We start from the raw sequence: 11,595 nt of genomic DNA, 5'->3' as shown, positions 1-11,595 counted from the left end.
TGCAAGGCTTTCCGGGCAAAAGTCCGTATTTTTGCGGATACCACCGAAAATTATTGGTGGCTATTTTGTGTTAAAAAGGAATGAAGAGAAACAATGTCCGCAAACGGGGTAACCCCAAAGCATCCTCCCTTTCAACAGCCGAAGAATATCAGATACACACGCTGGCCAACGGGATCCGCATTGCACATAAGCAGGTTCCTTACACGCAAATAGCGCATTGCGGCATTATGCTCGATATCGGCAGCCGCGATGAATTGCCGCATCAGCAAGGCCTGGCCCACTTCTGGGAGCATATGGCTTTCAAGGGAACCGAAAAAAGAAGCTCCTACCACGTCATTAACCGGCTCGAAAATGTGGGTGGCGAGCTGAATGCCTATACAACCAAGGAGAAAATCTGCTTCCATGCCTCCGTACTCGATGATCATTTCGAGAAGGCAATGGATTTGCTGGCCGATATCACTTTCCATTCCGTATTTCCCGACAAGCAGATCGAGCGGGAGCGAAATGTGATTCTCGAAGAGATGTCAATGTATGTCGATTCGCCGGAGGACGCCATTCAGGACGATTTCGACCAGTTGATTTTCCCTGACCATGCATTAGGAAATAATATTCTCGGGACAGCCGAAACGGTCAATTCATTCGGTCGGGACCATTTGTACGAATTTATCAACCATAATATCGATACCGAGCGGATTGTCGTATCGTCGGTGAGCCGTTTGCCGTTTTCGAGGGTGATTCGCATTGCAGAGAAGTACCTGGGCGGCGTGCCTCATCGCACTACTGACAGGAAACGGAATGCACCGGTGATTTACACACCTGTTCGCCTGGAACGTGAGCGCCCGATCCAGCAGGCGCAATGTGCAATGGGCCAGCCGGCTTACTCATTGCTGGATGAGCGTCGTTTGCCGTTTTTTATGCTGGTGAACCTGCTGGGCGGACCGGGGATGAACTCGCGGTTCAACCTATCGCTGCGCGAGAAGTATGGTTTTGTATATTCCATCGAAGCGAATTACACGCCTTACCTTGATACAGGATTCACGGGCATATTCTTTGGTACCGAGAAAAAACAATTAAATAAAAGTATTTCGCTGATCAACAAAGAATTAAGGCGGATCAGGGAGGTGCCACTTACGACGCTGCAGCTGCATCAGACGAAAGTGCAGCTGATGGGCCAGCTGGCCATGTCGGAAGAAAGCAATATGAGTTTTATGCTCATGATGGCTAAAAGCATTCTGGATACGGGGAAAGTCGATTCCTTACCGGAAATTTTTGGAGAAATAGAGCAGATCACAGCCTCTCAATTGCAGGAAATCGCGATGGAGCTGTTCGATGAGCAAAATTTCAGCTATCTGACCTTCCTGCCAGAGGATTAAGTTTCAAAGTTATTTAATGAAAAAAGCGCTCGCCTGGCATGGGAGCGCTTTTTTCATAATGCTTGAAGCTATTTCGTCTCCGCCCGATAATATAGCGTTGACGAATTTTCTGGCCTCAGAATGGTTTTTGCCGCATTATTAATATCGTTAGTGGTCAACGCCCTGATGATTTCCGCATCGCTGTTGGCCCAATCAACATTGCCTGCATTCGCCGCAAATGCCAGGTTCATCGCCCGGTTGAGCAGCTCCACTTCCGAAAATGCAATCGATGCTTCCGATTGGTTCTTAACCTTCGTTACTTCTTCTTCCGAAGCACCATTTTCAACGATCTCTTGTAAAACTTCATCCACGGCGGTATTGGCATCCTCTAATGTGATGCCAGGATTCAGATTCCCTTTGATCATCAGCAGGCCGGGGTCGAGGGAAGAAATGATGCTGGCACCGATGCTGTTGAACAGTGCGCGTTCTTTCAGCAGTTTCTGATATAAGCGTGATGATTTACCTCTTCCCAGCACATCGCCCAGCAAATCCCCTGCATAAAAGCCGGGCTCATACCGGCCGGGCATATGGAAAACCTTGATCAGCGAGTTGAGCGGGACCGCGGCTGAAATTTCGAGGTGCCTTGCTTCGGTTTGTACCGGTTCGGCGGGAAGGTTGCGGACATAAGCCGGCCCGGAGGGGATACTTCCAAACCACTTTTCGGCCAGTTCGCGCACTTTTTCAAATGTTACCGCACCTGCCACCACCATCACTGCATTGTTGGGGCGGTAGAAGCGGAAGAAGAAATCCTGCACATCGTCCATCGTAGCACGTTCGATATGACCAATGTCCTTACCGATCGTTGCCCAGCGGTAAGGGTGTGTTTTGTAGGCTAATGGCCGTAATTTCAGCCACATATCACCATAGGGCTGGTTGAGGTACCGTTGCTTGAATTCTTCGATCACCACCTTGCGCTGCACTTCGAGCACATTGGGGTCGAACGACAGGCTCAGCATCCGGTCCGATTCCAGCCAGAATGCCGTTTCTACATTATCTGCCGGTAATGTAATGTAGTAATTGGTGATATCCGGGGAGGTGAATGCATTGTTTTCGCCGCCCACATTCTGTACGGGTATATCGTAGCTGGGGATGTTTTTGGAGCCGCCGAACATCAAATGTTCGAACAAATGCGCAAAGCCGGTGCGTTCTTCGTCTTCATCCCGGGAGCCTACATTATACAGGATATTAACCGCAGCCATGGGTGTCGAAAAGTCTTCGTGGACAAATACCCGAAGGCCATTACCCAGTGTAAACTGCTTATAGCGAATCATATGGTCAAAAAAGGAAGTTGAATAGGTATAATTTGGCCAAAATAAAACCGGAGGCCGAAACCCGCGCATTCAATTATGGGTTATAAACAAAGCTACTGTTCAGCTGGGATACCACCAAACCAATTTGAGTTGAAAGCCATGCAAATTACACTTCGTTCCCTGTGCCTATGGGTTTTCCTTGCCTTATGTTCGATCCAGACCCACGCACAAATACTTAATGACCCCGTTTCATTAAAAAACATCCAGAACAGTCTCGATAAAATATATAATTACGAGTTCGATGAGGCGGTCCAGATCATAGACCAGGTCGAGAAAAAGTATCCCAATCACCCGGTTTCCTACATCCTCGATTCGTTCATCCTGTACTGGAAATACCTGCCTATCAAGGATAACCCCGCCAAATCGAAGGAGTACATCCAGAAACTCGACCAATGCCTGGAAGCGATCAACAAACGCTACGGCAAGAACAGCCTCGATCCGGAGGCGGTCTTTTACACGATGGTCGCGAGAGGTTATATGGCGATGATATACAATTACCGCGGGGAAATGATGGCAGCGGCAGGGGAGGGTAAAAAGGCGTATAATGCTTTCGTTGAGGGATTTAAATTACTGAATAAAAACCCGGAGTTCTACTTCACTTCGGGAATGTATAATTATTATGTGGAAGTATACCCGGAAGAGCATCCGATCGTGAAGCCACTGCTGGTTTTCTTCAAGAACGGGGATAAAGCGTTGGGTTTAAAGCAGATCGATACTGCCACAAAGGTGGGTACAATTACCAAAGCGGAATCTTGCTTTTATATTTCACATATTTATCTGAAATACGAAGCCAAGCCGGAAAGGGCGGCCTTTTACATGGAAAAGCTTGTGGATTTGTATCCGCGAAACCCTATTTATCTCATGAAACATTTGGAAGCACAATTGCTTTCGGGGAAATACGAGGAGGCGCATGAAGGTGTGCAGCTTCTACGCAGGCAAAATACGGGTTTTTACCCCGCAGCCTGGCGGACGTTTCAGGGAATTTTAGAAGAAAAGGATCGAAAAAATGACGCTGCTGCTCAAAAAGAGTACCTGGCTGCACTCAAAACACCGCACGACGATCAATACACGAAAGAGTATCACGCATTTGCATACGCAGGCCTTGCGCGCATCTCCGCGCGGGCGGGTAACAAGGCCAAAGCCAGGGAGTATTATAAAAAATGCCTTGGCAAAGCGGAATATCGCTCGGTCATCCGCGAAGCCAAGGCATTCAAATGAGACTTGCTAGTTAGGAAAAAGGCTTTTGTCTAGCCCTGGGATAATTCTCAGGGCATTTTTGTAGTAGAGCTTTTTCAATACATCGTCGGACAGCCCCATGCCGTACATGCGCCAGAATGCGTGGTATTTTTTGTGGTAGGGGAAATATTCATCCTCGGTTTCCAGCACGCGGAAATAAGTAGCATACTCGGCGGGTACCCAGCTGTCCTTTCCAAAAAGGACGCGATCCTGGTATTTATCAAAAAACTTCTTCGCTGCCCTTGGCTGACGGCCCAGCTCGGCTATTACGGCACCTATTTCCACATACATATTCGGGAAAGCGATCATCAGGCTGTCGAGCTTTTTGAGGTTGTTGGGATACCAACCCATATGTGCATTGATGAACGTCGTTTTCGGGTTCATCTTGAAAATGTGGTGCTGCTCGGCGATCAGCGAGTCGAATGGGATGGGATCGTTGAGGCCTCGCTTGCGGCCCGGGTGGGTTTTCAATTCCAGCCAGCGCTCGTTATAGCGGTCCATCGGGTCCCAGAAAGAGGGCACGTCCGCAGTGTGGATCAGCACCGGAATACCCAGCTCGCCGCATTTCTGCCAAACCGGCTGCAACCTCGGGTCACTCACCGGCACGCGGTTGCCTTTGTCGTCCTTAATACCCGCAAAACCAAGGCTTTTGTAAATTTTTAAACCTCTGGCGCCCATTTTTACATCTTCCTCCAATTGTTTTACTGCCTTCGCCGACCAATCTTTTTCGCCGAAGCCTTTGAATTGCAGGTTCGTAAATACCGCAATGCGCTTCGGCTCATTTTTGGCCACGTTTTCCAGCGAGCCTTTCAATGTAGCCGTTCCCTCCGCCCATTCCTGCGACCAGCCGCGGCCGCTGAGGTTGACCATTATGCCCATATTCAGCGCGTCCATCTCCTTCACCAGCGCTTTCAGATCTTGCGAGGGCATCTGATACTGGTGATTATGCACGTCGATAAACGGGAATTTTGCTTTTTTCAGCGGGTGTTCTTCCACTTTGAGCGTGGAAATGGGGTCGTATTCTTCAAAACCGAGCGGCTGCTCGGCAAGCGGCGCAGATTGTTGCTGTGCACAGGCGGAGAAGGTGATGCCCATGCCGACAGAGAGGAACAGTAGTACTTTTTTCATGCAAATCTATTTTAAACAGGATCGTTGGCTAAGCATTACCCCGGAAATGCTCCGGGTTTATAGATCAATGCAACACAGTGCGCGGCAATGCCCTCTTCCCTTCCTACAAAACCCAGATGCTCGGAGGTGGTTGCCTTGATCGAAATATCTTCTTCTGAAATGCGGGTAACCTCGGCCAGGCAGCTTTTCATGGCCGGAATATGCGGATTGAGCTTCGGATTTTGCAAAACAATCGTCACATCTACATTTCCGACCTCATATCCTTTTTCCCGGATCATTTCCAGGACTTTGGCCAGCAAAATTTTACTGTCGACACCCTTCCATTGCGGGTCCTTGTCGGAAAAATGGTAACCAATATTGCGGAGATTGGCTGCACCGAGGAGCGCGTCGCACATTACGTGGCAAACCACGTCGGCGTCGGAATGCCCTTTGGCACCATGTGTGTGGGGGATCAAAATACCGCCGAGCCAGAACGGCCGGCCTTCTACCAATTGATGAACATCGTAGCCCTGGCCTACGCGGAATGGGAACATAATATACTGAAAACTAATAAATAACTATGGTTTTAGGCTATCTGGCCTGTCGCCGTCTCTCTACCTTCCAAGATCATCCAGGCGCTTACGGATATCATCGAATCGGGCATCTGTTTTATCGAAGCGATCCATCATGAATTCGAAAAGTTTAGCCAGGTCATCTTTGGTGGCCATCGATCTCAGATCATCTTTGGTGGCCATTCTTTCGAAGATAATTCTGTTTGTCGCTGAAATGTCGCGCATGGTCTCCTCAACCAGTGTTTGCCGGTCATTAAGCCGAAACATGTGTTTGGCCAGGTCTCGCATGTTTTCTTCCAACGTGTCCATCCGGCCAATCGTTTGAGATTGTCCCTTACCCAGTTGTACAAGTTCGGCGTCGACGCGGTCGAGGCGCATGAGAATTTCGGCGAGCATCTCTTCCAGATTACTGATTCTTTCGCTGTCTTTCATAAAAGACAGGTTAACAAATATAACAATTCTTTCCTACCTATACGGAAGAACAGGGCTTTGGTAACGATATATCGTGCAGCAATTTTCCTGTGGTTAAAAAAGTCATTAAAAACGCAATCTTTGACATGCAGAGCAACTTTTTACCGATTAGCTTTGGTTACGTATATGAATCAACACAATCAACTATACCTAATATAAAGACGCATGAAAACCAACATCGGAATATCGGACGAGCATACTCAGGCCGTCGCCTACCAGTTGAACAAGTTGCTCGCCAATGAGTTTGTACTTTACACCAAAACCCGTAACTACCACTGGAATATCGGCGGGATGAATTTCTTCGAATTGCACAAGCTTTTTGAAGGGCAATACGAGCAATTGCAGGTGATCCTGGACGACATCGCAGAGCGTATCCGCGCCATCGGCCACTACTCGGAAGCCCGCCTGGTGGATATTCTGAAACTGACCGACTTGCTCGAACCGGAATACACGACCGAACCGAAGACCCAACTGCAAAATTTGCTCGACGACCATGAGACGATCATTCGCCTCCTTCGCCCGTTGGTAACCGAGTTCGCGGATACCTACAAAGACCTCGGATCGAGCGACTACGTAACAGGCTTATTGAGAGAGCATGAGAAAATGGCCTGGATGCTTCGCGCATTCCTGAAATAGGATGGCCAGAGAATGGAAAAAGCCGGTCGGACCGCAATGTCCGCCGGCTTTCGTGTGTACAGGTTAATATTTTTTATTTATTGTTCACTTGCATTTCAGTTTTGATCTTTTCGATCTCCTCCTGCTGTGCTACCGATTTGAAATAGAAATACAAACCGGCGATCAGGAATATTTTGGAAAGAATGAAAACGGCAATAAATGCGGGGCGCCAAAACTTGTGCACTTTTATGTGCGTGTCGTTCACCTCTACATCGAGGAACTGCTTCGCATCGACGGTTTCTCCCACATCGTAGCTGCTCCGGCCCTTTTTCTCACGGATGCTTCTCAGCAGTATGATTTCCCTCACAGCGTCGGGCGGCGGCACCGACCCTTCCGCAAAGTAGCTTTTGATATCTACTTCAAGTTCATTTACATATTCGGACATTTTACGGTCCGACAGCATCATTTCCGCAACGAGCTGCTGTTCTTCTTCGTTGGCGAGTCCCATTAAATGTGATTCGAGAATACCGCTCTCGATAAATTCCTGTTTGCTCAATGTGTGTAATATTTATGCGTTGCGATATGATTTGAAAAACTCGTGAAAAGAACGAAGCACTTCGGCCTTCGATATGTTCAACTTGCCTGCCACCTCATCGGGTGTGAACCCCTGGCGGAATGCGAGGTCAAAAATGATTTGCGGAGAGGCGTCGCCGTGTGCATACTCGGCTCCCGCGGGTGCAAGAGCGGTCAGTTTGCGCTTCGCCTCCACTGCTTTGGCCCGCGCCAGCTTGATCACGCATGCGGCAAAAGTAAAGGGATAACTATTGCAGGACTGTAATTGCGGGGATGAAAATACACTTACCAGTACTTCTTGTGCCAAATGCACCTGAGGCAGGATTTGTAGTATAATGCCATACGCCATGGCCCCGAATTGATCATACACTTCAAGGGAAGTGAGCGTTTTTGGCTTCGAAAGTGCACGACTATCGACTCCATTGCCTGCTCGTTCTAATTCATTCATATACGCAATTAATTGATCGGAAATTGGATCGGGTAATTCGGGAGGCCTTTATTATAACGTTGAATTTAAGGATGTTTTGAAGAAGTAGTGTGAGCCATTGCAGGTAAATTTAATAGAATGGTTAGTAAAAATGTCACCTGGTTATAAAAAGTTTGAATTTAAGTTATCAAACTATTTCAATGATTGTATTCATTTTTAGTTCTGCATTTCATTTTCAGGAAGATTATCCGATGTTAACTTTGCGGGATGAAAGAGAAATTAGCAGTCATTTTTGATATGGACGGGGTGATTGTCCATACAAACCCCTACCACTCCCGTGCATTCCGCGAGTTTTTTTCGAAACGAAACCTTTCTCCTACCGAAGAGGAATTTGCCCAGCACATGTACGGAAAAAGTAACAGCTACATTTTAAGCCACTTTTTGCAGCGCGTGGTTGAAGGAGAGGAGTTGTTGAAAATGGAAGAGGAAAAAGAAGGGCTTTTCCGTGAATTGTATGAGCCTTATGTCGAGCCTATCACAGGCATTGTCGGGTTTATGCACGATTTGAAAGCGAATGGGGCGGTACTCGGAGTCGCTACGTCTGCACCACGGGCCAACCTGGACCTCATTCTGAGTAAAGTGCCTATTCAAGAGATGCTAGGCTCTGTTTTGGCGAGCGAAGATGTGAAAAAGCACAAGCCCGATCCGGAAGTATACCTTACCTCCGCCAGGAACCTGGGAGTTAGTCCGGACCAGTGTGTTGTATTTGAAGATTCATTCTCGGGTGTTTCGGCAGCACTCAATGCAGGTATGCGTGTGGTAGGCGTGCTAAGCTCGCACACGCGGGAGGAATTGCCGCCCTGCAACCTGTATATAAACGATTACAGCGACCTCTCTTACGAAAAGATCGCTGCGCTCTTCTGAAACGCTACAATGTGACAGGATCGGTAACTTTCACATCGAAGGCACCGGTCAACACTTTTTCGTTTCTTTTGATTTGAAGGAATATCCGGTACTGGCCGCCTTTCGGAAATGCGTAGGGGAACGAAATGCGGGTAGCGTGATCCATGCCGGTCATGCCGCCTTCGGTGACGTTATACATGCCCATTTCCTTCATCAGGAATATTTCGCGGTCTATGGTCGGCATGGCTTTTAAATTGGCCAGGTGCTGGTCGATGCTATCGCGGAAAACGTTGGCTTGGGGCCATTTGGCTACGTGGGCAGTATCCGAAATTCGGTTTTCAAACGATTGGCCGGCGGCCATCGAATAGGAGCCGCTCGGGTGCAGGTGAATATAAACCGAACCGTCGGAGCGTACGATCACCGCATGCCCAAGCATTCCCAGGTAGGGTTCCGGGAAGCAGGGACTGTTGTCCGGGTTGAATATTTCAAAATTAAGCTGATAAGGTTTTCCGGCTTCGAGCGCCTTATCCGGCTTGCCCTCCCATATAGCATAGGAGCCGTCTTTGAACACAGTTTTGGTTCCGGGTTTTCCACAAATGACAACATTTTCGCCCATCGGCACCTTGCCGGGCGTATCTAGCGGATCTGTAATAATATAGGTATCGTCTTCTGACAGTGCCTTACTTACGCGTTTTGACGGTTTGGTATTGATCACCAGCGTATCGACGATCGTTTCGGCAAAACCGGAGTACTGTACAATGTCGGAGTAAACCAGGTATTTTCCGGCCGGCAGATCAGGCAATACAGCTTCAAATGTCAGGCTGTCTTTGCGGTCGGGATGGACGTGCGCGAATGCATCGAGTGTAGGCGTGCGCACGAGGAATGTATGCATGATCTTTCCATGATCCGGGATCAATGTGCTCAGCATACTTCTTTTCATCCGGTGGTCCCAGCTGGTGGTGTCGATTTTTAGTTGAAAAACCCGTTGGGAATCTGCTTCGATGATCGCGGTTTTGGCTTTCAACGGCTTGTACAACCACTGTTTGTACTCGGCGGCCCAGCTATCCCACCAGCTGCTTCCGCCATACAAAATCAATGAACATACGGCCGTGGCGATGCCCATATTGATCCATCGCTTCCGTTTCTGGGCCGGAGTAAGGCTTTGGCCGGGCTTTAAAAGGCCGTCGCTCACACTGGCACCGATGGTCGTGATCATGAGCAGGAAAAGCAGTAATCCGAGAATACTGAGGCTGATACCAAGTCCTTTGGGCATATCGCGTTCCGCGGTTGAAACGGCAACGATGGGGATGATCAACGATGCATCTCCCTGGATACCCTCAATGCTGATCTGTGCGCTCGACGAACCTGGTTCCATGAGCCAAACCGCTCCCTGGAACTGGCCCTTCTGGCCCGCAACAGGCGCCAGCGGATCGGAAGTAGGCGCGCCTTTGTCGCCCGAGTAAAAGTAAATCGGCCGGACCGACACTTTCCGAGCCTCGCCGTATTCAATAAAAACCGAAACCTGCGCGGTTCCCGGAATAACATCCGGCGGTGTAATGCTTACAAGCACCTTGTACGAGCCGGCCTGCGCCTGCATTTGCACACCCGCGCTGCCCACGTGGGCATACGAGGCTACGCTTTGCAGCAATAAGAGAATGAGGTACAGATATTTTTTCATCGTTGAATCTTGTGCATCCAGTTGCCCCACGCCAATCCGATGCGGGTTGAGATTAATGTTAATACCAGTGCAATGCCCAACCCTTTGAGCAGTGCCGGCGTTTCCTCGACCATCCAGCGGCCGAATTTGTAGCGGTACTCCCAGTTCGGATCATTCCCGAAATACCAGTAATGGCTCCCGAAAAACCAGTTACGCGCATAGGGCGATTCCATCAGAAATCCGCCGAAAAACCATTGAACCACAAAAAATACGACCAGGAATGCGATGCCAAGCAGCAAAGTGAGTTTCCAATCATTCCAATGCGCGAAGCGGTACCGAAGGATATCGATCACAACGGCCGGGGCGAGCAGCAGCAATGGGAAATGAAAGCCCTGATAGTGGGTAATATGGTTCAGGATCGGCCCAAGTTTGGGCTCGGCAGGGAAAAGTGGAATGATCCATAGTGTGCCGAGCATTAATGCAGTGTAAACGCCGGCGACGGCTGTAATGGCCCATTTGTGCGAAACGGCCTTGCCAACGGCTATCAGCAGCAATGGAAATGCAGCCCCGGCAAATATGTAGTAGCTCGACTTGTGCGTGCGCATTCTACCCAATTCCTCGGATATTAACGTGAACCAGATGGTTAGCAGAAAGCCGGCGGATAATGCAAATAGCCAGAAAAGTGTTTTGTCTAATGCCTTCGTCTTTCCCTGGCCAAAACTGCCGAGCAATTTCATCTGGTTCTTCACTGCAATGACACTGATCATCGCGCCGAACTGGATGCCGATAATGCCCAGAATGAGCACAGTATGCGGAGGGGAGAGGATCGTTACGTCGAGACCATAGGTATTGTGCCACCAATCGTCGAAAGGAGCGGAGGTAAGCATGGACAGCGCTCCCCAAACGCAGAACAGCGACCCGAGCGAACTGTAAAAAAAGCCCCAGATTTTGACGCTGGCCGCTTTTTCAATATCACTTCCCCAAAATGTTTTTCTCAAGATCTCATAACCCGAAAACAGTCCTGCCACTACGGCGCCCAGGTAAATAACGAGGTGCGGCGGCGATAGCAACCCGTCGCGGCCAATGCTCATGTGCCAGCAAATGTCCCAGATGAGTCCGGTGATTACGCAAAATGAAGCAAAAACGGTGGCGTAAATGTAGACGGGAATACCCGGACTGGCCTGCATGGTTAAAGTCCGGTCGCCGTACTGAGGCGGAGGGGCAATGGGGTTTTGCATGTTGCGGAGAGGAAACTGAGTTATGACTGCAAATTTCGAAAAGGACAATCATATTCCATGCTACCCCTATGGTT

Annotated in this window: 12 protein-coding genes; 4 read left to right on the top strand and 8 right to left on the bottom strand. The window is 49.0% G+C overall.

The window, feature by feature from the left end:
* The first annotated feature begins 80 nt into the window (after positions 1–80).
* Positions 81–1,373: a M16 family metallopeptidase gene (locus IEY24_RS23060; protein WP_188936464.1), complete on the top strand. Its 1,293-nt coding sequence runs from the start codon at positions 81–83 to the stop codon at positions 1,371–1,373.
* A gap of 68 nt (positions 1,374–1,441) precedes the next feature.
* Here IEY24_RS23060 and IEY24_RS23055 read toward each other — a convergent pair whose 3' ends face one another.
* On the bottom strand, positions 1,442–2,683 hold the full coding sequence (locus tag IEY24_RS23055; protein WP_188936462.1) for a M16 family metallopeptidase: 1,242 nt from the start codon (positions 2,681–2,683) through the stop codon (positions 1,442–1,444).
* Between the two features lie 138 nt (positions 2,684–2,821).
* Here IEY24_RS23055 and IEY24_RS23050 point away from each other — a divergent pair, with 138 nt between their 5' ends.
* Complete coding sequence (locus tag IEY24_RS23050; RefSeq protein WP_188936459.1) at positions 2,822–3,940, top strand: tetratricopeptide repeat protein; 1,119 nt, start codon at positions 2,822–2,824, stop codon at positions 3,938–3,940.
* Between the two features lie 6 nt (positions 3,941–3,946).
* On the opposite strand, the gene IEY24_RS23045 is transcribed toward IEY24_RS23050, so the two are convergent.
* The 3 genes from IEY24_RS23045 to IEY24_RS23035 are packed head-to-tail and all read right to left on the bottom strand — an operon-like array spanning position 3,947 to position 6,069.
* Entirely contained in the window at positions 3,947–5,086 is a 1,140-nt protein-coding gene (locus tag IEY24_RS23045) for an amidohydrolase family protein (RefSeq protein WP_188936457.1), read from the bottom strand.
* A 35-nt stretch (positions 5,087–5,121) separates the two neighbouring features.
* A complete protein-coding gene (gene ispF, locus IEY24_RS23040) occupies positions 5,122–5,619 on the bottom strand; it encodes a 2-C-methyl-D-erythritol 2,4-cyclodiphosphate synthase (RefSeq protein WP_188936455.1) in 498 nt (165 codons plus the stop codon).
* Between the two features lie 60 nt (positions 5,620–5,679).
* Positions 5,680–6,069 carry a hypothetical protein gene (locus IEY24_RS23035; protein ID WP_188936454.1) on the bottom strand — a complete coding sequence of 130 codons (390 nt, stop codon included), beginning with the start codon at positions 6,067–6,069 and terminating at the stop codon, positions 5,680–5,682.
* 204 nt (positions 6,070–6,273) lie between these two features.
* Between IEY24_RS23035 and IEY24_RS23030 the strand changes: the two genes are divergently transcribed.
* Positions 6,274–6,744 carry a Dps family protein gene (locus IEY24_RS23030; protein WP_188936452.1) on the top strand — a complete coding sequence of 157 codons (471 nt, stop codon included), beginning with the start codon at positions 6,274–6,276 and terminating at the stop codon, positions 6,742–6,744.
* Between the two features lie 73 nt (positions 6,745–6,817).
* On the opposite strand, the gene IEY24_RS23025 is transcribed toward IEY24_RS23030, so the two are convergent.
* Positions 6,818–7,279, bottom strand: a complete 462-nt coding sequence (locus IEY24_RS23025) for a hypothetical protein (protein ID WP_229222912.1) — start codon at positions 7,277–7,279, stop codon at positions 6,818–6,820.
* Positions 7,280–7,291: 12 nt separating this feature from the next.
* Positions 7,292–7,744, bottom strand: a complete 453-nt coding sequence (locus IEY24_RS23020) for an RNA polymerase sigma factor (protein ID WP_188936450.1) — start codon at positions 7,742–7,744, stop codon at positions 7,292–7,294.
* Positions 7,745–7,990: 246 nt separating this feature from the next.
* Here IEY24_RS23020 and IEY24_RS23015 point away from each other — a divergent pair, with 246 nt between their 5' ends.
* Positions 7,991–8,647 carry an HAD family hydrolase gene (locus IEY24_RS23015; RefSeq protein WP_188936448.1) on the top strand — a complete coding sequence of 219 codons (657 nt, stop codon included), beginning with the start codon at positions 7,991–7,993 and terminating at the stop codon, positions 8,645–8,647.
* A gap of 4 nt (positions 8,648–8,651) precedes the next feature.
* Here IEY24_RS23015 and IEY24_RS23010 read toward each other — a convergent pair whose 3' ends face one another.
* Together IEY24_RS23010 and IEY24_RS23005 are read right to left on the bottom strand one after the other, a co-directional pair.
* Positions 8,652–10,304, bottom strand: a complete 1,653-nt coding sequence (locus tag IEY24_RS23010) for a DUF8832 domain-containing protein (protein ID WP_188936446.1) — start codon at positions 10,302–10,304, stop codon at positions 8,652–8,654.
* A complete protein-coding gene (locus IEY24_RS23005) occupies positions 10,301–11,521 on the bottom strand; it encodes a hypothetical protein (protein ID WP_188936444.1) in 1,221 nt (406 codons plus the stop codon). Before IEY24_RS23005 ends, IEY24_RS23010 begins: the two co-directional genes overlap by 4 nt.
* Between the last annotated feature and the right edge of the window lie 74 nt (positions 11,522–11,595).

The sequence above is a fragment of the Dyadobacter endophyticus genome, assembly GCF_014641595.1.
GTDB lineage: Bacteria > Bacteroidota > Bacteroidia > Cytophagales > Spirosomataceae > Dyadobacter > Dyadobacter endophyticus.
Note: the sequence above shows the minus strand (reverse complement) of the source record. Positions and strands in the feature narration are given on the sequence as shown.

What these genes read in the sequence shown, in the direction of transcription:
- IEY24_RS23060 (WP_188936464.1), top strand. Translation starts at nt 81, where the DNA reads ATGAAGAGAAACAATGTCCGCAAACGGGGTAACCCCAAAGCATCCTCC.
- IEY24_RS23055 (WP_188936462.1), bottom strand. Translation starts at nt 2,683, where the DNA reads ATGATTCGCTATAAGCAGTTTACACTGGGTAATGGCCTTCGGGTATTT.
- IEY24_RS23050 (WP_188936459.1), top strand. Translation starts at nt 2,822, where the DNA reads ATGCAAATTACACTTCGTTCCCTGTGCCTATGGGTTTTCCTTGCCTTA.
- IEY24_RS23045 (WP_188936457.1), bottom strand. Translation starts at nt 5,086, where the DNA reads ATGAAAAAAGTACTACTGTTCCTCTCTGTCGGCATGGGCATCACCTTC.
- ispF (WP_188936455.1), bottom strand. Translation starts at nt 5,619, where the DNA reads ATGTTCCCATTCCGCGTAGGCCAGGGCTACGATGTTCATCAATTGGTA.
- IEY24_RS23035 (WP_188936454.1), bottom strand. Translation starts at nt 6,069, where the DNA reads ATGAAAGACAGCGAAAGAATCAGTAATCTGGAAGAGATGCTCGCCGAA.
- IEY24_RS23030 (WP_188936452.1), top strand. Translation starts at nt 6,274, where the DNA reads ATGAAAACCAACATCGGAATATCGGACGAGCATACTCAGGCCGTCGCC.
- IEY24_RS23020 (WP_188936450.1), bottom strand. Translation starts at nt 7,744, where the DNA reads ATGAATGAATTAGAACGAGCAGGCAATGGAGTCGATAGTCGTGCACTT.
- IEY24_RS23015 (WP_188936448.1), top strand. Translation starts at nt 7,991, where the DNA reads ATGAAAGAGAAATTAGCAGTCATTTTTGATATGGACGGGGTGATTGTC.
- IEY24_RS23010 (WP_188936446.1), bottom strand. Translation starts at nt 10,304, where the DNA reads ATGAAAAAATATCTGTACCTCATTCTCTTATTGCTGCAAAGCGTAGCC.
- IEY24_RS23005 (WP_188936444.1), bottom strand. Translation starts at nt 11,521, where the DNA reads ATGCAAAACCCCATTGCCCCTCCGCCTCAGTACGGCGACCGGACTTTA.